The following is a 21,013-nucleotide window of genomic DNA, read 5'->3' as shown; positions in this document are numbered from 1 at the left end:
CCCGAGCCGGTAAGAGGGTGGAACGCTACGGAGCACGACGACGGGCTGCCGGCCGTTCCCCGCGCCGGGTCGGCCCCGGAGGGGCTCCCCGTTGTGCAGCTCTCGCTCCCATGCGGACAATCTGCGGATAAGTTGCGGGTGCCCGGTACGTCATGGGACCCGCTGGTTCGTAGGATGGGGAGCTGACGACCATTGTGGCTGGGAGCTGGTGGGTATCGACGATCGACGGACCGAGCAGGCGGTGCTGCCGGGTGCGGACACGGTGCCGGCGTCCGGTTATGGCCGGGCGGTCAAGGTTTCCGCGGCCGAGGGCAGGGCGACCCTCAGCCTGCTCCGTCCTGCCCTGCTCCGCCTGACCTGGGTGCCGGGAACCGAGGTCCAGGAAGCCGACGCCAGGGACGTCCTCAAGCAGAGCCTGGAGCTGGTGGGTCATGTCCCGTACGCGATCCTGGTGGACATGCGCCACATCAAGATCATCAACGCCGGTGCGAGGGCAGCCTACGGTTCCGAGATCATGGTCCTGGCTGCTGCGATGCTGGGGGTCACCCCCGTGGACCGGGTCAACGCCGCATCCGTGCAGCAATCGGTGCACGAGGTCCGGTTCTTCACGGACGAGGACGCGGCGCTGGCATGGCTGACGAGTCATCTTCCCGATCCGTCGTCCCGCCTCGTGTAGCGGCCCGGGCGTGGTCTGCGACCGGATGCCGAGCAATCTGATGGAGAGGGAGCGATGATCGACGAGGAACAGCTGGCGGCCGAGGCCTTCACGGCGACGATGCGTGACGGGGTCCTGTGGGTCGAATGGCTTGCCGGCATGAGTGTCGGCGAGGCGGATGCGATCGCCCTCGTCGAGCGGGCCGATGTGATCAGCAGGAACGTGTGTCCGCCGATGCTGGTCGAGCTCAACGGCATGGTGACCCTCAGCCGGACCGCCCTCCGCCGGTTCGCCGGGGAGCTCAACATCGCGGCGATGGCGATCGTAGGACCGACGGCGGTGGACAGGGCCCTCGCGGCGTTCTTCGCCGAGGTCCATGATCCGCCCTATCCGACCCGGTACTTCCGGCACCGGGCCAATGCCCTGCCCTGGCTCACCGGTTGCCCCCACGCACCCTGACGGCGTCGCGGTGACGGGGCCGCCCGCGGGTTGCTGACGCGGGCCGGTGTCCCGATATACAGTGCCCTATGCGTCCTGATGCCGTGGTTGAGATTGAGCGGAAATTCGACGTCGACGACGACGCCGGGGTTCCTTCGCTGCACGACCTTCCCGGGATCGGGACGGTGGACCAGCCGGTCGAGCATCGGCTCGAGGCCGAGTACTTCGATACCGAGGACTTCAGGCTGGCCTCCCGGCGCATCACGCTGCGACGACGATCAGGGGGTGAGGACGCCGGGTGGCACCTCAAGATCCCGGCGGGTCCCGACGAACGGCACGAACACCATGAGCCGTTGGGCAGGAAGGCCGACGGCGTCCCCGAGGCACTGCTGGACCTGATCCGGGTGCACGTCAGGAGCGGGGCGCTGGTGCCGGTCGCCCGGCTGACGACGCAGCGCATCGTGCACCACCTCCGCGACGAGGGAGGCAGGATCCTGGCCGACCTCATGGACGACCGTGTGCAGGCCGAGGCGCTGGGGCCCGAACCCACCGGCCTGCACTGGCGTGAATGGGAGATCGAGCTCGTCGACGGGTCGATCGACCTGCTCGATGCCGTGCAGACCCGGGTCGCGGACGCCGGTGCGCGCCCCGCCGCCCACAGCTCCAAACTGGAGCGGACCCTCGGCTCCCTGCTCCGCACCGTCGCCGACACGCGACCCACACCGACACCGGGCGGTCCGGCCGGGGACATCCTGCTCGCCTACCTCCACGAGCAGATGGCCGCGCTCGAGGAGCAGGACCCCCAGGTGCGGCAGGACGCACCCGACGCGGTCCACCGGATGCGGGTCGCCACCCGGCGCGTGCGGTCGGTCCTGGGCACGTACCGCTCCCTGCTGGAGGACGCCGACGCCGTACGGCTCCTGCGTGAGGAACTGAAGTGGCTCGCCGGCGTGCTCGGCAAGGCGCGGGACGCCGAGGTCATGCACGCACGGCTCAGGGAGATGCTGGCCGACGAACCGCCGGAACTGGTGCTGGGCCCGGTCCGGCGCAGGGTCGACCTGGAGCTCGGGGACGGTTACCGGAAGGCCCACGCCCGGGCCCTCAAGGCGCTGCGCGGGCGCCGCTACTTCCTGCTGCTCGACACCCTCGAATCCGTGCTGGCAGCCCCGGCACTGACGGCCCGGGCCGCCGAGCCGGCCGCTCAGGTGATCCCGGATCTCCTGAACCGGGACATCCGGCGCCTGCGCTCGGCAGTCGACGAGGCCAGGCAGCACCCCGCGGGCGTCGGAGACCACCCAGCCCTCCATGAGGCGCGCAAGGAGGGCAAGCGGCTACGGTACGCGACCGAGGCCGCGGCCCCGCTCGGCCGGAAGAAGGTCGCCCGCATCGAGGAGGCGGCCGTGGGGATCCAGAAGATCCTCGGCGAGCATCAGGACAGCGTCGTGACCCGGGACCTGCTGCGCCGCCTCGGTGCCGCTGCGTTCAAGCAGGGTGAGAACGGATTCACCTACGGTCGGCTGCATGCCCTGGAACAGGTCGCAGCCCTTCGTGCGGAATCCCGCTTCCGCCGGGAATGGAAGCACTTCCCCTCGGAGCTTCGCGCGAAGTAGGAACGGCCCCCGCCATGACGACCTACCCGCGGTACGAGACGGTCAGCTTCCTGCGAGCCGCGGGTGCCGGCTACCTCGAAGGTCTGGTGCTGATGCGCTACGCGCGGAAGGCGGTCGAGGACCGCGGTCTCCCTTGTCACGAGCGGGTCGTCCACGTCGAGGTCTGGGGCGAGGAGACCTGCGGCATGAGCCACCACCAGGGGCATCCGGTGGACCTGACCGTCGGTCACAAGGCCATCTACTGGTACCGCGTCACCATCGACCGGCAGCACGAGGATCGACGCCTGCTGCCGGAGGCGGCAGTCCCGGCAGGCGCGGCGGCAGGCGCCGCGGCCGACGGCGTCGACCGGGTGCAGGTCGAGGGCTCCGCTGCCTCCTAGCCGCCGGCGAAGGGCGGCAGGACGTCCAGCACGTCGTCGTCCGCGAGGACGGTCGAGGTGTCCCGCAGCGCGACCTCGTTCAGCAGGAAGCTGCTGCGCCCGAGGACCGTCACCAGGGACGGGGCGCCCGGGGAGGCCGGGCGTGCGCGCAACTCGTCGAGCACGGCTGCCAACGTGCGTCCGCCGGGCAGCCGTTCCTCACCGACACCGGTGGCGGCCTTCGCCGCCCCGAAATACCTCACCAGCACCTCAGCCACCGATGGCGCTCATCGACCGGTCGGGCTGGACGAAGTCCTCGGCACCGAGCCCCGTGTGGCTCATGCCGTGCGCCCGCGGCTTGAGCCACATGGCGTCGCGCCAGCGCTGGGCCACGGCCTCGTCGTCAGCGTCCGAGCGCAGGAGGCCGCGCAGGTCCGTCTCCTCGCGGGAGAAGAGGCAACTCATGATCTTGCCCTCGGCCGTCACGCGCGTCCGTCGGCAATCGGCGCAGAACGGTTCGGTGACCGACGCGATGATGCCGACGGTCCCGAGGACGACGTCGGGGGCGGTCCTCGCCCGGACCTCCCACCGCTCGGCGGGCGCGCCGTCGCGTCTCCGGGGGTCCGGGGTGAGGACGAAGCGGGTCTCGACCAGCGCGCGCATCTCCGCGGCGGTCACCATGCCCTCCTTCGTCCAGCCGTGGTCGGCGTCGAGGGGCATCTGCTCGATGAAGCGCAGTTCGAACCCGCGGGACACCGCCCACTCCACGAGATCGGGCGCCTCGTGGTCGTTGATGCCGCGCATCAGCACGGCGTTGATCTTCACGAGGCCGAGTCCGGCGTCGGCGGCCGCTTCGATGCCCCGGAGCACGCGGTCCAGGAAGGGCCGGCGGGTCAGCTGGGCGAAGGTCTCCGGGTGCAGGGAGTCCATGGACACGTTGATCCGCGTGAGCCCGGCGTCCTTCAGCTGCACGGCACGGCGCTCCAGGCCCAGGGCGTTGGTCGTCATCGAGATCGGCAGGTCGGCGTGATGCGCGCGGATGTCCCGGATGATGTCGAGCAGGTCGGCCCGGACCAGCGGTTCCCCGCCCGTCAGTCGCAGCTCACGGATGCCGAGCAGGTCCACGCCGATGCGCACCAGCCGGACGATCTCCTGCCGGGACAGCACCTGGTCCTTCTGCAGCCAGTTCAGTCCCTCGGCGGGCATGCAGTAGGTACACCGCAGGTTGCACTTGTCCGTCAGCGACAGGCGCATGTCCGTCGCCTGCCTCCCGTGGGTGTCCAGGAGGCCTTCGATCGTGCCCCCGCGGGCGACGCGGGGCATTCCTAGTTGGATTCCCATGCACTCGAGGTTACGCCCTCCATCGGCCCGGACCCTACCCGGGGGCGCCCGGACGGGCGAGGCTTCCACCCGGCGTCACGACCCTGTAGAACGCGGGGAACCTCCCTCCCCCCGTGGTCGTGTAAGGAACGGACCCGACCGGCCGGACGGCGGAGCGGTCGGGACATGACGGAAAGGCAGGAATTCCCCCGTGAGCATACGACGCCCGGCGTGGGCCGCCGTCTCGGGCGCGCTGGCGGTGGGGCTGGGGGTGATCGCCGGTGAGCTGGCGGCAGCCGCACTGAGCCCCTCCGTCACCCCGGTCAGCGCCGTGGGGTCCGCCGTCATCGACGTCGTCCCCCCGGCCGTCAAGGACTGGGCGATCGCCTGGTTCGGCACGGCGGACAAGGCCGTCCTCCTGGCGACGATCGCCGCGGTCATCGTCGGGATCGCCCTCGCCGCCGGCACGCTCGAGTACCGGCGGGCCTTCGCGGGCCGGGCCGTCGTCGTCGGCTTCGGGATAGCGGGCGCGCTCGCCGTGGCCTCACGGCCGCAGTCCTCCACCGTCTCCCTCGTGGCTCCCGCGGTGGCGGCACTCGTCGCGATCCTCGTCCTGGCCGCGCTCATCCGGGCGTTGGGCACGTGGTCCAGGACGGCCGACGACGGCGGGGAGGTCTCGCTCCCGGCGCGCCGCCGGTTCCTCCAGGGGGCCGGCGGCACCGCCGTCGTCGCCGCCGCCACCGGCGCGGCAGCCACCGGGGTGCGCTCCTCCCAGACCGCCGTGACGCAGCAGCGCTCGTCCATCACGCTGCCCGCGCCCACCGGGGCGCCGCCGCCGGAGGGCTCCTTCGTCCCCGAGGGTGCGGACCTCGGCATCGAGGGCATCAGCGAGCTCGTGACGCCGACCGCTGACTTCTACCGGATCGACACCGCACTCGTGGTGCCCGTCGTCGACGCCGCCGGATGGTCCCTGAAGGTCACGGGACTCGTGGACCGCGAGCTCGAGATCACGTTCGACGAACTGCTCGCCCTGCCCCTGATCGAACGCCACGTGACCCTGGCCTGCGTGTCCAACACCGTCGGCGGGGACCTGACGGGCAACGCCCGCTGGCTCGGCTGGCCCGTGCGCGAGCTCCTCGCCCGAGCCGGCGTGCGGCCCGAGGCCGACATGGTGCTGTCGCGGAGCGTGGACGGCTTCACGGCCGGCACGCCCCTCGAAGCGCTGACCGACGCCCGGGACTCGCTGCTCGCCGTCGGCATGAACGGGGAGCCGCTGCCCGTGGAACACGGCTTCCCGGTCCGGCTCGTGGTCCCGGGTCTGTACGGCTTCGTGTCCGCCACGAAGTGGGTGACCGAGCTCAAGGTGACCCGCTTCGCCGACGACACCGCGTACTGGTCCACCCGAGGCTGGTCCGAGCGCGGCCCCGTCAAGACGTCCTCCCGGATCGACGTCCCGCGCCCGAACGCGAGCGTCCCCGCCGGGGACGTCGTCGTCGGCGGGGTGGCCTGGGCGCAGCACAGGGGAGTCGGGGCCGTCGAGGTGAGGGTCGACGGCGGGCCCTGGCAGCGTGCCACGCTCGCGACGCCGATCTCCGACGACACCTGGTGCCAGTACCGCGCCACCCTCCGGCTGCAGGCCGGATCGCACACCCTCCAGGCGCGGGCGGTGGACCGGGAGGGCGCGGCGCAGTCCGTGGACACGGTGCCCCCGGCCCCCGACGGCGCCGAAGGGCTGCACACGGTAACGTTCTCCGTGACCTAGGCCACGCCCGCCGGGCGGTCCCGGCACCAGCGCGCGGAAGGCAGCCATGAGACGAACCGTCGCCGAACACCAGGCCGCCGTGGCCGGACTCCTGAACGCAGGCAGCGGGTACTCCCGAGCGGCCGCGGAGGTGCTCGCGCTCCGCGACGCCCTCGGCCGGGCACTGGTGGAGGACGTGCCCGCGCCGGTGAGCCTGCCGCCGTTCGACAACTCGCAGATGGACGGGTACGCCGTCCACGCCGCCGACCTCGCGGGCACGGCCACGCTGACGGTGGCGGAGCCCATCCCGGCGGGCATCGCGCCGCCGCCGCTCGAGCCGGGAACGGCGGCCCCGATCATGACCGGCGCCATGCTGCCGGCGGGCGCCGCCGCCGTCGTGCCCATCGAACGGGCAGAGCCCGCCCGGTTCCACTCGGCCGCGGAGCGGGCGGACGGGACCGCGACCGTGCGACTCCCCGGCGGGATCGACGCCGGACTGTTCGTGCGGCGGGCCGGCAGCGACATCGCGGAGGGCGGGCTCGCACTGCCGGCGGGCACGCTGCTCGGCGCCGCCCAGCTCGGGCTCCTCGCCGCCTGCGGGGTCGGCGAGGTCCGTGTGGCCCCGCGCTTCCGCGTGCTGCTCCTGTCCACCGGCGACGAGGTGGCCGAGCCCGGCTCGGACCTCGCTCCGGGACGGATCTACGACGCCAACACGACCCTCCTCGAGGCGGCGCTGCGGGAGGCGGGCGCCGAGGTCACCCGCCACCGCCTGCTCGGGGACGATCCGGCCGTGCTCCGCGAGGCCCTCGCGGGCATCACGGCGGACAGCACCGACCTCGTCCTCAGCAGCGGAGGCATCAGCCAGGGCGCCTACGAGGTGGTGAAGCAGGCGCTGGCGGACAGCAGCGTCGAGTTCTCCTCGGTGGCCCTGCAGCCGGGCGGACCCCAGGCGCACGGCACCCTCTCCGGCGTCCCGTTCCTCGGCTTCCCCGGCAACCCGGTGAGCGCGATCGTCTCCTTCGAGATGTTCCTGCGGCCGGCCCTCCACCGGCTGACCGGGGTCCCGGCGCCCCGCCCCGTGCTGGGGGCGGTCCTCGCCGAGGGCGTCGACAGTCCTCCCGCCAAGCACCAGGTACGCCGTGGCGTGTACCGGGACGGGAGGGTGACGCTCGTGGGCGGCCCCGAGTCCCATCTGCTGCACGCCCTGGCCGCCGCCAACTGCCTCGTCCACCTGCCCGAGGGCGTCGCCTCGCTCGCCCGGGGCGACCGCGTCGACGTCACGCTCATCGGTCCCATACCGGCGGCCCCCCTGGCAACCGGGGACCCGGGCGCGGAGGATCGGGCCGGATCTGGTGGAATGGACTCCGCAGAAAGGACCCCATCATGAGCACTCCACCCCCCACCGAGGGGCTCTCCCACGTCCGCTCCGACGGCACCGCCCACATGGTCGACGTCTCCGGCAAACAGGCGACCGTCCGCCAGGCGGTCGCCGAGGCGACCCTCGAGACGACGCCCGACGTCGTCGCACTCATCACCGACGGCGGCCTGCCGAAGGGTGACGCCCTCGCCGTCGCCCGCGTCGCCGGCATCATGGCGACCAAGCAGACCTCCACGCTGATCCCCCTGTGCCACCCGCTGCCGCTGTCGAAGGTGACCGTCGACTTCGAGCCCGACGGCGGCCGCGTGCGGGTCGTGGTGCTCGCGAAGACCACCTCGCTCACCGGCGTGGAGATGGAGGCCCTGACGGGCGCGTCCGTCGCCGCACTGACCCTCTACGACATGATCAAGGCCGTGGACAAGCACGCGGTGATCACCGGCACGCGCGTGCTCTCGAAGTCCGGCGGCAAGAGCGGTGACTGGGCCGTATGACACCCCTGCGCACCGCCGCCGTCGTCATCGCCTCCACCCGCGCCGCCGCCGGCACCTACGAGGACGAGTGCGGCCCTGCCATCGCCCACTGGCTCTACGACCACGGCTACGCCGTCGCCGACGCCGTCGTGGTTCCCGACGGTGACGCCGTCGGCGCCGCGATCGGTGCCGCCCTCGAGGCCCGCCCGTCGGTGCTCATCACGAGCGGGGGGACGGGGCTCAGTCCCGACGACGTCACGCCCGAACAGACCGCGCCGTACCTGACGCGCAGCCTGCCCGGCATCATGGAGGCCATCCGCCGCGCCGGCGCGGACGCCGTCCCCACGGCGGTCCTCAGCCGCGGGCTGGCGGGCACCGCGGGCTCCACCTTCGTCATCAACCTGCCCGGATCGCCCGGGGGAGTCCACGACGGCCTCGCCGTCCTCTCCCCGCTCATCGACCACATCTGCTCCCAGCAGGAGGGCCACAATGACCACCGGTGAAGTCGTGCACGCCGCCGTCGCCGACACCCCCATCACTCCCGAGGAGGCGCACGCCGGCGTCGACTCCCCGTACTGCGGGGCCGTGGTCGGCTTCAGCGGCGTGGTGAGGGACCACGACGGCGGCCGCGAGGTGAGCTCGCTGAGCTACTCGGCGCACCCGAGCGCCGACCGCGTCATCCGGGAGGTCGCCGAGGAGATCGCCGCACGGCACGACGGCATCCGGATCTGGGTGGCGCACCGCGTGGGACCCCTCGCGATCGGGGATCAGGCGCTCGTCGCCGCGGTCGGGGCCGCGCACCGCGGCGAGGCGTTCCGGGCCTGCTCGGACCTCGTGGACCTCGTGAAGGAGCGCGTTCCCATCTGGAAGGAACAGTTCTTCGCGGACGGCAGCGTGGAATGGGTCGGGGCAGGCGCGGAACAGTAGGCTTGAGGGCATGACTGAACTACTGCCGGTGGCCGTACTGGGTGCCAGGGGACGCATGGGGTCCGAGGCAGTCCGCGCGGTCGAGGCGGCGGACGACCTCGAGCTCGTCGCCGCCCTCGGCAGCAGCGACCCGCTCGACTCGCTCGTCTCCGCCGGTGCCCGCGTCGTCGTCGACCTCACCGTCCCCGACGCGACCGCCAGGAATGTCGGCTTCGCCGTCGAACACGGCATGCACGCCGTCGTCGGGACCACGGGCTGGACCGCGGACCGCCTGGACGGCCTGAAGGCCCTCCTGGCCGCCACCCCGTCCACGGGCGTCCTGATCGCACCGAACTTCGCGCTCGGGTCAGTGCTCGCCACGGCGTTCGCCGCCGCCGCGGCCCGCTACTTCGACTCCGTCGAGATCGTGGAGCTCCACCACCCGGACAAGGTCGACGCCCCCTCCGGCACGGCCGTGCGCACCGCCCAGCTCGTGGCCGCGGCGCGGGCCGGCGCGGGCGTGCCCGCCGCCCCGGACGCCACGCGGGACCAGCTCGACGGCGCGCGCGGCGCGAGTGTGGACGGCGTCCCCGTGCACTCCGTGCGGCTCCGCGGACTGACGGCCCACCAGGAGGTCCTGTTCGGGAGCGCGGGAGAGCAGCTGACCATCCGCCATGACTCCTTCGACCGCGCCTCGTTCATGCCCGGCGTCCTCCTCGGGATCCGCTCGGTGGCCCGGTACCCCGGGTTGACCGTGGGACTGGACGGCTATCTGGACCTGCAGACCGGGGGGGCGGGGTCATGACCCCGCCCCCGAACCCGGTGCTCGGGTTCTACCGGCAGCACAAGGTCAAGGTCGGCGTGCTGCTCGTCACGGCGCTCCTCGTGTTCTGGCTCGTGGTCGCCTTCCAGCGCAGCTTCCTGCTCCTCGGCGACCCCGAGCCCGTGGCCAAGGCCCTGGGCGTCGGGTACCTCCTGCTGCCGTGCATCGGCGCGTGGGCCCTGATCCGGGAACTGCTCTTCGGCGCCCGGACGGAGCAGATGGCGCGCCGGCTCGATGCCGAGGGTGGTCTGCCCGTCGACGACCTCCCGAGGACACCCGCCGGGCGGATCGTGCGGTCCGCAGCCGACGCCGCCTTCCCCGCCTTCCAGGCCGAGGTGGAAGCGGATCCCGGGAACTGGCGGAGCTGGTTCAGGCTCTCCTGCGCCTATGACGCCGCGGGCGACCGCAGGCGCGCCCGCCGCGCGATGCGCGACGCCGCGAAGCTGTACCGGCAGCACGGGGCCGGCGCCGCGCTCTAGCAGGGGACCGGCGCGCGCGCCGAGGGCGTCAGTGCCGGGCGTCGGCACGTCCGTCCCGCGCCGCGTTGGCCGCACCGGAGGCGAGCAGTTCCAGGGGTCCGCGGGAGCGCAGGCGCTGGAACAGGATGCCGATCGCGACCGCGGCGGCGACCTGCAGCCAGAAGAGCAGCAGGGGTTCCGGCAGCGGGGTCAGCTTGTCCGCCCAGCTCATGACGCAGATGTGGAGGGCGTACAGGGTCAGGGTCATCGCCCCCGGCGCCGAGAGCGGCAGGAGCGCCTGCGGGAACCGGCGCGTGAGCAGGAGGCAGGCCGCGACGACCGCGGCAGCGGATCCCGCCACGTGCACGAGGTCGAGCGTGGTCCCCGAGTGGGGTGCGCTGACCGCGAGCCACCACCACGAGCCCGACTGGTCGATGCTCGCGAGCCCGACGTCGAGCATCGCCTCCAGCGGGTAGCGGCTGCCGTCCGGGGTCGCCAGGAGGGCGGCGAGACCGCCGCCGGGCCCGAGGAGCTGGGTGCTCAGCAGCCGGGCCCCGACCGCGGCGAGCACGCCCGCGCCGAGGAGTCCCAGCTGCACGCCGAACCGCGACAGGTCCAGTCGTCCGATCACGAGGCCCACGAGGATGAAGCCGAGCCATTGCAGCACCGGGTAGTAGCCGGTCAGGAAGAGGTCCGCGGCGAGCGTCGCCGGTGCGAGGAAGTGCTCGAAGACGGGGTTGCCCCCGACGGAGGGCGGGTCCACGGCCGCGGTGACCAGGGGTCGCAGCAGGTAGGCGGCCACGGGGGCGAGCAGCAGCCAGCCGGCCGTCCACGCCGCCAGGGCCCTCAGCCGCAGCCCCACGAACGGCAGGGCGAGGAGGAACAGCAGCCCGTAGTGGACGAGGATGATGGCGATGTTCGTCTCGACGCCGCCGAGGACGAGCCCGATCAGGGCGATCACGAGGGCGCGGACCGCGATGCCCGTGCGGTCGGCGGAGAGCGTCCGGTCGCGGTGGGGGGAGCGCCCCCCCGTCAGGAGGGCCAGGCCGATGCCGGCGACGACTGCGAACAGGCCGGACGCACGGCCGGAGAACACCAGGGCCGTCCACGTGGCGTCCGTGGTGCCCGGGGCGTAGAGGGGCAGGATGTGCGTGCTCATCATGCCGAAGAGGGCCACGCCGCGCGCCGCGTCGATCCCGGTCAGGCGGCGGGGCGCGGACGTCGTGTGCATCCAGCCATGGTCCCACAGGCACCTCCCGCGTCCCCGGCGCGGCGGCCCGGACTGCGTGCCCGGTCCCACCGGGTCCCGCCCGACCGGGTAACGTTTTACCCATGGCTGAAACCCCCTCCCGCATCCTCCCGTTCGGTTCGCTCGTGGCCGCGATGGTCACGCCGTTCACCGACGACGGCGGCGTCGACTTCGATGCCACCGCCGCCCTCGCCGCGAAGCTCGTCGACGACGGCTGTGACGGCCTCGTCGTCTCGGGCACGACGGGGGAGACCTCGACGCTCGAGGACTCCGAGAAGGAGGACCTCTACCGCGTCGTCGTCGAGACCGTGGGGGACCGCGCCCGGGTCATCGCCGGCACGGGCACCAACCACACCTCGCACTCGGTGGAGATGGCACGCCGTGCCGAGCGCGCCGGGGCCCACGCGCAGCTCGTGGTGACGCCCTACTACAACAAGCCCACCCAGTCCGGCGTGCTCGCCCACTTCACGGCGGTGTCCGAGGCGAGCGACCTGCCGATCATGATCTACGACATCCCGGGCCGGTCCGCCATCCCCATCACCACCGAGACGATGCTCCGGCTGGCGGAGAACCCGAAGATCGGCGCCCTGAAGGACGCGAAGGCGGACTTCGCCGCCGTGACGCGGGTGCTCGCCGCCACCGACCTGGACGTGTACGCGGGCGACGACGGCCTCACCCTGCCGTGGATGGCCGCGGGCGCCGTCGGGGTCGTCAGCGTCAGCGCGCAGGTCGCCACCGTCGCCTTCCGTGCGCTGGTCGACGCCGCGGCGGCGGGCGATCTCGACGAGGCCCGCCGCATCCACTTCGGCCTCGACCCCGTGGTGCGCGCCGTGATGACCCACATCCCGGGCGCGGTCTCCGCGAAGCAGATCCTGCGCCTGCAGGGGGTGCTCACGAACGCCGTCGTCCGCCTGCCCCTCGTCGAACCGGACGGTGCCGAGCTGGAGCCGGTCCTCGCCGACCTGGCCGAGGCCGGATGGGACATCGGGTCCCCGGGGACGCGCCGGGTCGCCCGGGCATGAGCGACGCGGCCGGCGTCGTCCCTGCCCAGCGAAGCCTGCCCCCGGCGCTGGAGCCGGGCACGCTGAGGATCGTGCCGCTCGGCGGGCTGGGCGAGATCGGGCGCAACATGGCGGTGTTCGAGATCAGCGGCAAGCTGCTGATCGTCGACTGCGGCGTGCTCTTCCCCGAGGAGACCCAGCCCGGCGTGGACCTGATCCTCCCCGACTTCTCCTCCATCGAGGACCGGCTCGACGACGTCGTCGGCCTGGTGCTCACGCACGGCCACGAGGACCACATCGGGGCGGTGCCCTACCTCCTGCGCCTCAAGGCCGACATCCCCCTCGTCGGCTCGCAGCTGACCCTCGCTCTCGTCGAGGCGAAGCTGCAGGAACACCGGATCCGCCCCTACACCCTCACCGTGTCCGAGGGGCAGATCGAGCAGCTCGGGCCGTTCGAGTGCGAGTTCGTCGCCGTCAACCACTCGATCCCGGATGCCCTCGCGGTGTTCATCCGGACCGAGGCCGGCAACGTCCTGCACACGGGCGACTTCAAGATGGACCAGTTGCCGCTCGACGGGCGTATCACCGACCTGCGGGCTTTCGCGCGCCTCGGCGAGGAGGGCGTGGACCTCCTCATGGTCGACTCCACGAACGCCGACGTCCCGGGCTTCACGACGGCCGAACGGGAGATCGGTCCGGTCCTCGAGAGCCTCTTCGGACAGGTCCGGAAGCGCATCATCGTCGCCTCCTTCTCCTCCCACGTGCACCGCGTCCAGCAGGTGCTCGACGCCGCCCACGCCCATGGCCGCTTCGTGTGCTTCGCGGGCCGCTCGATGGTGCGCAACATGGCGATCGCCGCGAGACTCGGGTACCTGAAGGTGCCGGACGGCATTCTCGTGGACACCAAGAACGTCGACGACCTCCCGGACGACCGCGTGGTCCTCATGTCCACCGGCTCCCAGGGCGAACCCATGGCGGCGCTGTCCCGCATGGCCAGCGGCGACCACCGCATCACCGTGGGCAAGGGCGACACCGTGATCCTGGCGTCCTCGCTCATCCCCGGCAACGAGAACGCCGTATACCGCGTGATCAACGGGCTCCTGAAGCTCGGCGCCGACGTGATCCACAAGGGCAACGCCAAGGTGCACGTGTCCGGTCACGCCGCGGCCGGGGAGCTCCTCTACTGCTACAACATCCTGAGACCCAGGAACGTCATGCCGGTGCACGGCGAGATCCGGCACCTCATCGCCAACGGGAAGCTCGCGCAGCAGACGGGCGTCCCCGCGTCGAACGTCCTGCTCACCGAGGACGGCTCGGTCGTCGACCTCGTGGACGGCAGGGCACGCGTGGTGGGAGCCGTCGAGTGCGGCTACGTCTATGTGGACGGCTCCAGCGTCGGGGAGATCACCGACGCCGACCTCAAGGACCGGCGGACCCTCGGCGAGGAGGGCTTCATCTCGATCATCACCGTGGTCAACCGCACCACCGGGACGATCGTGTCCGGCCCGGACATCCATGCCCGCGGGTTCGCCGAGGACGACGCCGTGTTCGACGAGATCAAGCCGAAGATCGCACGGGCCCTCGAAGAGGCCGTGACGAACACGCCGGACCACACCACCTACCAGTTGCAGCAGGTCGTCCGGCGCATCGTCGGAACCTGGGTCAACCGGGGGTACCGACGGCGCCCGATGATCATCCCGGTGGTCCTGGAAGCCTGAGCGCGGCGGTCCCCGAAGGCCTCGTCGGCGCGCGGGAATTCGACGGATGGGGGCAGTGGTCCGGTACCGTGAGGACCATGGCCACTCGAACGTCCCCTGCCCCGCGGGGCCAGCACCAGACCCGCAGCAAGGGAGCGTCCGCCGTCACGGCACCCTCCCGGACCAAGGGGCCCGCGAAGCCGCCGGCCAAGGGGGCAGGCCGCGCTCCGGCCAGGACCCGCCAGGTCCCGGTGACACCCGAGCCGCGGGACGAGGACCACCTCGCCCTGCCGCTGAGGGCCGTCCGGGCGGTGTGGATGGGTACCGCGCGCGTCGTCGGTTCCGGTGTCCGCACCTTCGGCCACGACGTCAACCCGGACCGTGAGCTCCGCCGGGACGGTTCCGGCTTCTTCCTCCTCCTGCTGGCCCTGGCCGTCGCCGCCGTCGAGTGGTGGGCCCTCCACGGCATCGCCGCCGACATCGTGCACGCGGCCGCCGGCGGCACCTTCGGCTGGATGGCCCTGCTCGTCCCCTTTATGCTCGGCATCGGCGCCATCCGTCTGTTCCGCTACCCGGAGCGGCACCGGGCCAACAACCGCATCGCCATCGGCCAGCTCGTCCTCCTCTTCGCCGGCTCCGGCATCGCCCACCTCGTCGGCGGCAGGCCCGGCCTCTCCGACGGGCTCGACGCCCTCTGGCGCGCGGGCGGCGTCGCCGGGTTCCTCGTCGCGGGCCCGCTCAGCAGCGTCCTCACGGCCTGGCCCGTGGGCATCCTGCTCGCGGCGGCGATCTTCCTCGGCCTGCTGATCGTCACGGCCACGCCCTTCCGCCACATCCCCGACCGCCTGCGCACCCTGTACGAGCACCTGATGGGCCAGGACCCGAACGGCGCCGAGGCGCGGCGCGACGACGGCCACGACCAGAGCTACCTCTACGAGACCCACGGCGCCACGGCGAAGCCCGAGCCGAAGCGCCGCAAGCGCCTGTTCGGCAAGGACAAGCCCGAGGCGTCCGGCAACGACCACGACCAGCACGACGACGGTGACGGCTACGTCGGCGACGAGGCGTTCGAGCGCGCCGTCATCGAGGACGAGGAGCGCCGCGCCCGCGAGGCCGAGGCCGCCGTCCCGCCCGGCGTCCGGCGACCCACACGGCAGGAACTGGCCGCCGAGGAACTCAAGCGGTCGCAGGGGATCGGCACGCCGGAGCCTGCGCCCGGGCGTGAGCCGGAGGGTGCGACGGAGGCCATCGACGTCGTCCCCGCCGCGAAGGCGCTGATCGTCCCGTCGACGCCGGTGCAGCCGCAGGTCCCGCCCACCCCCATCCCGCAGCGCACCGAGCAGCTGCAGCTCGCCGGCGACGTCGCGTACACCCTGCCGCCGTCGGACTACCTGCCTGCCGGTACCCCGCCCAAGGAGCGCTCGGAAGCCAACGACGCCGTCGTCGCCGCCCTGACCCACACCATGGACCAGTTCAACGTGGACGCGAAGGTGACCGGGTTCTCGCGCGGCCCGACCGTCACGCGCTACGAGATCGAACTGGCCCCGGGCACCAAGGTGGAGCGGGTGACCGCGCTCTCGAAGAACATCTCCTACGCCGTCGCCAGCTCGGACGTGCGCATCCTCTCGCCCATCCCCGGCAAGTCGGCCATCGGTATCGAGATCCCGAACACGGACCGCGAGACGGTCTCCCTCGGCGACGTGCTGCGCTCCGGCAACGCCCGCAAGACGGACCACCCCATGGTGATGGGTGTGGGCAAGGACGTCGAGGGCGGGTTCGTCGTCGCCAACCTCGCGAAGATGCCCCACCTGCTGGTGGCCGGTGCCACGGGTGCGGGCAAGTCCTCGTTCGTGAACTCCATGATCACCTCGATCCTCATGCGCTCCACGCCGGACGAGGTGCGCATGGTCATGGTGGACCCCAAGCGCGTGGAGCTCACCGCGTACGAGGGCGTACCCCACCTCATCACACCCATCATCACGAGCCCCAAGAAGGCCGCCGAGGCGCTGCAGTGGGTGGTGCGCGAGATGGACACCCGCTACGACGACCTGGCGAACTACGGCTACAAGCACATCGACGACTTCAACAAGGCCGTCCGGAACGGGAAGGTCGTCCCGCCCGAGGGCTCCAAGCGCGTCGTCCGCCCCTACCCGTACCTGCTGGTCATCGTGGACGAGCTCGCCGACCTGATGATGGTCGCCCCGCGCGACGTCGAGGACTCGATCGTCCGCATCACCCAGCTGGCGCGCGCCGCCGGTATCCACCTCGTCCTCGCCACGCAGCGGCCGTCGGTCGACGTCGTCACCGGCCTGATCAAGGCCAACGTGCCGTCCCGCATGGCCTTCGCGACATCCTCGGTCACCGATTCCCGCGTGGTGCTGGACCAGCCGGGCGCCGAGAAGCTCATCGGGCAGGGCGACGCGCTGTTCCTGCCCATGGGTGCGTCCAAGCCCATGCGCGTGCAGGGTGCCTGGGTCACCGAGTCGGAGATCCACCGCGTCGTGGAGCACGTGAAGGGGCAGCTGCAGGCCGTCTATCGCGAGGACGTCGCGGTCGACGCGCCGAAGAAGCAGATCGACGACGACATCGGGGACGACCTCGAGGTCCTGCTCCAGGCGACAGAACTCGTGGTCACGACCCAGTTCGGGTCCACCTCGATGCTGCAGCGCAAGCTCCGCGTCGGGTTCGCGAAGGCCGGACGACTCATGGACCTGCTCGAATCGCGCGGGGTGGTCGGACCGTCCGAGGGGTCGAAGGCCCGTGACGTGCTGGTCAAGCCCGACGATCTCGCCCCCGTGCTCGCCGCCATGCGCGGTGACGAGCCGTCCGCGCCGGCGTCGTCCCAGCCGCAGCCCCAGGCGCCGATCGACCTCGTCGCGGACGATCTCGCCTCGCGGGCGCAGGCGGTCGACTACTACGACGGCGCCGACGCGTCGGGGGGCTCCGACGACGGCGACGACGGCGAGAACACCGACGCCTGGAGCCTCACCGGCAGGTAGCCTGAGAGAGTGACTAGCTCCCCGAGCCCGGCCGTGCCGGTCCTGAACATCGCGAACGTCCTCACCGTCGTGCGCATCCTGATGGTGCCGTTCTTCGTCTGGTTCCTCCTGCTCGACGACGGCCGCGACGGGCTGTTCCGCTGGCTCGCCGTCCTCGTCTTCGCGGTCGCGATCTACACCGACAAGCTCGACGGCGACCTGGCCCGCAGCCGGGGCCTCATCACGGATTTCGGCAAGATCGCGGACCCGATCGCGGACAAGCTGCTCATCGGCTCCGCCCTCGTGATGCTGTCCGTCCTGGGCGAGCTCTGGTGGTGGGTCACGATCGTGATCCTGGTCCGCGAGATCGGGATCACGCTCCTGCGGTTCGCCGTGATCCGGTACGGGGTCATGCCGGCCTCGCGCGGGGGAAAGCTGAAGACGGTCGTCCAGACCGTCGCCATCCTGCTGTTCCTCATCCCGCTGCAGTCCATCGCCGGCGACTGGGCCTGGTGGCCCGCTGCCGCGGTCATGGCGGCCGCCGTCGTGATCACGGTGGTGACCGGCGTCGACTACGTGGTCCAGGCGATCCGGCTCCGGGCCGCAGCCCGCTCGTGACCGGCGCGGGACCGGCCGCCGACGTCGTCGACCTCGCCACGCGGCGGGGTCTCACGGTGGCCACGGCCGAATCCCTGACGGCTGGCCTGGTCGCCGCCACGCTGGCCGACGTCCCGGGCGCCTCCGCGGTCCTGCAGGGCGGAGTAATTGCCTACCAGATCTCTGTCAAGCAGAACCTGTTGAACGTCGACGCCGAACTTCTTTCGAGCGCCGGCGCCGTGGATCCGCGCGTCGCCGCGGCGATGGCCGACGGCGCCAGGGCGGCGTTCTCCTCGGACATCGGCGTCGCAACGACCGGCGTCGCGGGGCCCTCCCCGCACGAGGGGAAGCCGGTGGGGACCGTATTCACGGCGATTTCCACCTCCTCGGGCACGGAGACGTTCGAGCACCACTTCGTCGGGGACCGCGACGCGATCAGGACCGCTTCCCGTGACGCGGTGCTCGTCGAGCTCCGCGAGGCGCTCCTCGGGGGAACAAACAATCGCCGGGGGTAGTTATAAACACTGCCGGCCATTGATAGGGTTGGCGACTCAAGCTCTAGCAGAACGGGCAGGTCATCATCACGGGGCGGACGTCCATCGGGCGCCGCCGCATTATGAGGGAGCAAGGCGATACAGATGGTAAAGCAGCCCGTATCCGTAAACGGCGTGGTCCGTTGGCGTGATGTGGGGTTGGCGGATGATGCACAACGCAGGCCCAAGGAGCGCAAGCTGGTGGTTCTCCGCCACGAGATCGGCGACGTCCTGCGCGACGTCCGCCAGCGCCAAGGCCGTACCCTGCGCGAGGTGTCGCACAGTGCGAGGGTTTCCCTCGGATACCTCAGCGAGGTCGAGCGTGGACAGAAGGAAGCATCGTCCGAACTCCTCTCATCAATCTGCAGTGCACTCGAGGTGCCGCTCTCCTCGATGCTGCGGGAAGTCAGTGACCGCCTGGCAGAAGCAGAAGGCGTATCCATCCCGGACACCATCCCCCAGGAGTTCTCCCGCGAATTCGGGGACGACCTCACGGACGAACTGAACGACGACTTCCGTCGGGGGCTCGCGGCCACGAACCGCTAGTCACCCCACGTCAAGGAAGGCCCGTCCCCGACACGACCGAGGGGCGGGCCTTCCTGTTGTCCGCTACCAGTTGTCCCGGGTGTAGGTGTTGTTGAGCTGGGCGATGAGCGTGCCCAGGCGCGTGAGGTCCTCCACGTCCCAGTCCTCCATGAGCTGGTGGAAGGCCTGCTTGCGGGCCGTCTGCGCAGCCACGAGCTGCCGGGTGCCGGCGTCCGTCAGCGAGATCGACTGCGCCCGGCCGTCGAGCGGGTCGGCTTCCTTCCGGACCAAGCCCAGCTGCTCCAGCATCGCGATCTGCCGGCTGACGGAGGGCTTGCCCACTCCCACGCTTGCAGCGATGTCGGTGAGACGCATGGAGCCCTCACGCTGCAGGATCACCAGCAGCCCGTACGCCGCGGGTTCCATGTCGGGATGCACCCGACGCGCCACCTTGTAGGAGTTCGAACGGGCGCGCCGCCACAGCATGCTCAGCTGCTGTTCCAGGGCCTCGATGGCCGCATCGGTGTCGGCATCCTCCCCGGGGTAGCCGGTACGGCCCGCGCCGGGGTCGGTGATGCTCGGCTTCGCGTTCATGGGGCCATTCTAGGGCGCACCGGCGGAATCACCATGCCCCACAGCCTGTTTCCTCCGCCCGGCCGCGAATTCCGCTCGCGGGTCGTCCTCCCGGGTGATTCCACTGCGGCCCTCGGTGCCGGCCTCCGTGTCGAGGACCCAGAATGGTAGGAGAGGTATGACGGATGATCGGCCCACGACGAGAGCGAAGGACAGTGCATGCGGTTGAGCGACTTCTGGCGATTGATGGACGACGAGTTCGGGGAGCGGTACTCGCGGACCCTCGCGCGGGACCTCGTCGTGGACCAGCTGGGTGACAGGACGGCGTCCGAGGCGCTGGGCGCAGGTGCCGATCCGAAGACGGTCTGGGAAGCGGTGTGCCGGGCGCAGGATGTACCGACGAGCCGCTGGCTCGGCCGCGACGTCAAACCGCGCTGACCCGATGCGTCGGCACGCCCACGTCCGGGCTGCACGGGACACACAGAGGAACCGCGAATATTCGAATACCTGTTCGGACGGGGATACAATGGGACACGGCCCGAGCGCTGTTACGCACATGGTGACGGACCCGCCCCAAAGTGTCGGTGCGGGCCCCTACAGTCGAATCGAACACGTACACACAGGCCAGTTGGCCATGAACAACCGAGGTGAAGAATGGCCGCTCCAGACCGCGAGAAAGCCCTAGAAGCTGCTCTCGCCCAGATCGACAAGCAGTACGGCAAGGGTTCGATCATGCGCCTCGGCGACGAGACGAGGGCGCCCATCGAGACCATCTCCACGAGCTCCATCGCGCTGGATGCGGCTCTCGGCATCGGCGGACTGCCCCGCGGCAGGGTCGTGGAGATCTACGGTCCCGAGTCGTCGGGCAAGACCACCGTCGCCCTCCATGCGGTGGCCAGTGCCCAGCGCAACGGCGGGATCGCCGCCTTCATCGATGCCGAGCACGCCCTGGATCCCGAGTACGCGAAGAGGCTGGGCGTCGATACCGACGCACTCCTCGTCTCGCAGCCGGACACCGGTGAGCAGGCGCTGGAGATCATGGACATGCTCATCGGTTCCGGATCGATCGACATCGTCGTCATCGACTCCGTCGCCGCCCTCGTGCCCCGCGCCGAGATCGAGGGAGAGATGGGTGACAGCCACGTCGGCCTGCAGGCCCGGCTCATGAGCCAGGCCCTCAGGAAGATCACCGGCCGGCTCGCCCAGACCAAGACCACGGCCATCTTCATCAACCAGCTCCGCGAGAAGATCGGTGTGTTCTTCGGCAGCCCCGAGACCACCACGGGCGGCAAGGCGCTGAAGTTCTATGCGTCCGTCCGCATCGACGTCCGACGCATCGAGACCCTGAAGGAAGGCGTCAACCCGGTCGGCAACAGGACGCGCGCCAAGATCGTCAAGAACAAGATGGCCCCGCCCTTCAAGCAGGCCGAGTTCGACATCCTGTACGGCTACGGAATCTCCCGTGAGGGCGGACTCATCGATGTCGGTGTCGAGAACGGACTGGTCAAGAAGTCCGGAGCCTGGTTCACCTATGACGGCGACCAGCTGGGGCAGGGCAAGGAGAACGCCCGGAAGTTCCTGAAGGACAATCCGGGCCTGGCCGACGAGCTCGAGCAGAAGATCAGGGTCAAGCTGGGCATCGGGGTGCAGCCGGAGGAGCCGGACGTACCGAAGCTCAAGGCCGTCAGCAGCGAGTAGGCGC

At 71.2% G+C, this 21,013-nt stretch carries 23 protein-coding genes; 19 read left to right on the top strand and 4 right to left on the bottom strand.

What is annotated here, in order from left to right; all coding sequences use genetic code 11:
• Positions 1-208 precede the first annotated feature (208 nt).
• The 4 genes from AC4D2F_RS10995 (at position 209) to AC4D2F_RS10980 (ending at position 3,083) form a co-directional block, all read left to right on the top strand.
• Complete coding sequence (locus AC4D2F_RS10995) at positions 209-676, top strand: DUF7793 family protein (RefSeq protein ID WP_490910610.1); 468 nt, start codon at positions 209-211, stop codon at positions 674-676.
• A 54-nt stretch (positions 677-730) separates the two neighbouring features.
• Positions 731-1,114, top strand: a complete 384-nt coding sequence (locus tag AC4D2F_RS10990) for a DUF7793 family protein (protein WP_490910609.1) — start codon at positions 731-733, stop codon at positions 1,112-1,114.
• A gap of 83 nt (positions 1,115-1,197) precedes the next feature.
• On the top strand, positions 1,198-2,703 hold the full coding sequence (locus AC4D2F_RS10985) for a CYTH and CHAD domain-containing protein (protein WP_490910608.1): 1,506 nt from the start codon (positions 1,198-1,200) through the stop codon (positions 2,701-2,703).
• Positions 2,704-2,717: 14 nt separating this feature from the next.
• Entirely contained in the window at positions 2,718-3,083 is a 366-nt protein-coding gene (locus AC4D2F_RS10980) for a hypothetical protein (RefSeq protein WP_490910607.1), read from the top strand.
• Here AC4D2F_RS10980 and AC4D2F_RS10975 read toward each other — a convergent pair.
• Entirely contained in the window at positions 3,080-3,331 is a 252-nt protein-coding gene (locus tag AC4D2F_RS10975; RefSeq protein WP_104169011.1) for a MoaD/ThiS family protein, read from the bottom strand. The genes AC4D2F_RS10980 and AC4D2F_RS10975 overlap by 4 nt on opposite strands.
• 1 nt (position 3,332) lies before the next feature.
• On the bottom strand, positions 3,333-4,403 hold the full coding sequence (moaA, locus tag AC4D2F_RS10970; protein WP_104168993.1) for a GTP 3',8-cyclase MoaA: 1,071 nt from the start codon (positions 4,401-4,403) through the stop codon (positions 3,333-3,335).
• Between the two features lie 190 nt (positions 4,404-4,593).
• Between moaA and AC4D2F_RS10965 the strand changes: the two genes are divergently transcribed.
• From AC4D2F_RS10965 to AC4D2F_RS10935, 7 genes are read left to right on the top strand one after another with little or no spacing between them, the layout of a single operon-like run.
• Positions 4,594-6,144: a molybdopterin-dependent oxidoreductase gene (locus AC4D2F_RS10965; protein ID WP_490910606.1), complete on the top strand. Its 1,551-nt coding sequence runs from the start codon at positions 4,594-4,596 to the stop codon at positions 6,142-6,144.
• 46 nt (positions 6,145-6,190) lie between these two features.
• On the top strand, positions 6,191-7,510 hold the full coding sequence (locus AC4D2F_RS10960) for a molybdopterin molybdotransferase MoeA (protein WP_490910605.1): 1,320 nt from the start codon (positions 6,191-6,193) through the stop codon (positions 7,508-7,510).
• Positions 7,507-7,992, top strand: a complete 486-nt coding sequence (gene moaC, locus AC4D2F_RS10955) for a cyclic pyranopterin monophosphate synthase MoaC (protein WP_104168990.1) — start codon at positions 7,507-7,509, stop codon at positions 7,990-7,992. The genes AC4D2F_RS10960 and moaC overlap by 4 nt, the downstream gene beginning before the upstream one ends.
• Positions 7,989-8,474 carry a MogA/MoaB family molybdenum cofactor biosynthesis protein gene (locus AC4D2F_RS10950; RefSeq protein ID WP_490910604.1) on the top strand — a complete coding sequence of 162 codons (486 nt, stop codon included), beginning with the start codon at positions 7,989-7,991 and terminating at the stop codon, positions 8,472-8,474. Before moaC ends, AC4D2F_RS10950 begins: the two co-directional genes overlap by 4 nt.
• A complete protein-coding gene (locus tag AC4D2F_RS10945) occupies positions 8,461-8,898 on the top strand; it encodes a molybdenum cofactor biosynthesis protein MoaE (protein WP_490910603.1) in 438 nt (145 codons plus the stop codon). The genes AC4D2F_RS10950 and AC4D2F_RS10945 overlap by 14 nt, the downstream gene beginning before the upstream one ends.
• A gap of 10 nt (positions 8,899-8,908) precedes the next feature.
• Complete coding sequence (gene dapB / locus AC4D2F_RS10940; protein ID WP_104168987.1) at positions 8,909-9,682, top strand: 4-hydroxy-tetrahydrodipicolinate reductase; 774 nt, start codon at positions 8,909-8,911, stop codon at positions 9,680-9,682.
• The gene (locus AC4D2F_RS10935) at positions 9,679-10,179 is read left to right on the top strand and encodes a hypothetical protein (RefSeq protein ID WP_490910602.1); all 501 of its coding nucleotides are present in this window, start codon (positions 9,679-9,681) and stop codon (positions 10,177-10,179) included. Before dapB ends, AC4D2F_RS10935 begins: the two co-directional genes overlap by 4 nt.
• 28 nt (positions 10,180-10,207) lie before the next feature.
• Here the strand turns inward: AC4D2F_RS10935 and AC4D2F_RS10930 are convergent, their stop codons facing one another.
• Positions 10,208-11,389 carry a heparan-alpha-glucosaminide N-acetyltransferase domain-containing protein gene (locus AC4D2F_RS10930; protein ID WP_490910601.1) on the bottom strand — a complete coding sequence of 394 codons (1,182 nt, stop codon included), beginning with the start codon at positions 11,387-11,389 and terminating at the stop codon, positions 10,208-10,210.
• Positions 11,390-11,490: 101 nt separating this feature from the next.
• On the opposite strand from AC4D2F_RS10930, the gene dapA reads away from it, so the two are divergent.
• The 6 genes from dapA to AC4D2F_RS10900 all read left to right on the top strand — a co-directional run bounded on the left by dapA (position 11,491) and on the right by AC4D2F_RS10900 (position 18,759).
• Positions 11,491-12,429, top strand: a complete 939-nt coding sequence (gene dapA, locus AC4D2F_RS10925; protein WP_104168984.1) for a 4-hydroxy-tetrahydrodipicolinate synthase — start codon at positions 11,491-11,493, stop codon at positions 12,427-12,429.
• Positions 12,426-14,126, top strand: coding sequence for a ribonuclease J (locus tag AC4D2F_RS10920; protein ID WP_490910600.1), 1,701 nt, complete (start codon positions 12,426-12,428; stop codon positions 14,124-14,126). Before dapA ends, AC4D2F_RS10920 begins: the two co-directional genes overlap by 4 nt.
• Before the next feature lie 77 nt (positions 14,127-14,203).
• Entirely contained in the window at positions 14,204-17,104 is a 2,901-nt protein-coding gene (locus AC4D2F_RS10915; RefSeq protein ID WP_490910599.1) for an FtsK/SpoIIIE family DNA translocase, read from the top strand.
• A gap of 9 nt (positions 17,105-17,113) precedes the next feature.
• Positions 17,114-17,701 (top strand): CDP-diacylglycerol--glycerol-3-phosphate 3-phosphatidyltransferase, encoded by a 588-nt coding sequence (pgsA, locus tag AC4D2F_RS10910; RefSeq protein WP_043447543.1) that lies wholly within the window; start codon positions 17,114-17,116, stop codon positions 17,699-17,701.
• Positions 17,698-18,195 (top strand): CinA family protein, encoded by a 498-nt coding sequence (locus AC4D2F_RS10905; RefSeq protein WP_104168981.1) that lies wholly within the window; start codon positions 17,698-17,700, stop codon positions 18,193-18,195. Before pgsA ends, AC4D2F_RS10905 begins: the two co-directional genes overlap by 4 nt.
• 123 nt (positions 18,196-18,318) lie before the next feature.
• Positions 18,319-18,759: a helix-turn-helix domain-containing protein gene (locus AC4D2F_RS10900; protein WP_043447546.1), complete on the top strand. Its 441-nt coding sequence runs from the start codon at positions 18,319-18,321 to the stop codon at positions 18,757-18,759.
• 63 nt (positions 18,760-18,822) lie between these two features.
• On the opposite strand, the gene AC4D2F_RS10895 is transcribed toward AC4D2F_RS10900, so the two are convergent.
• Positions 18,823-19,332: a MarR family winged helix-turn-helix transcriptional regulator gene (locus AC4D2F_RS10895; RefSeq protein ID WP_052274503.1), complete on the bottom strand. Its 510-nt coding sequence runs from the start codon at positions 19,330-19,332 to the stop codon at positions 18,823-18,825.
• A gap of 198 nt (positions 19,333-19,530) precedes the next feature.
• Here AC4D2F_RS10895 and AC4D2F_RS10890 point away from each other — a divergent pair, with 198 nt between their 5' ends.
• Positions 19,531-19,749 (top strand): DUF3046 domain-containing protein, encoded by a 219-nt coding sequence (locus AC4D2F_RS10890; RefSeq protein ID WP_104168980.1) that lies wholly within the window; start codon positions 19,531-19,533, stop codon positions 19,747-19,749.
• A gap of 216 nt (positions 19,750-19,965) precedes the next feature.
• A complete protein-coding gene (gene recA, locus AC4D2F_RS10885) occupies positions 19,966-21,009 on the top strand; it encodes a recombinase RecA (RefSeq protein WP_104168979.1) in 1,044 nt (347 codons plus the stop codon).
• Positions 21,010-21,013: the final 4 nt, after the last annotated feature.

Source organism: Arthrobacter sp. TJ-263, from assembly GCF_058269155.1.
The sequence above is the reverse complement of the archived record's forward strand: the minus strand, read 5'-3'. Positions and strand labels throughout refer to the sequence as shown.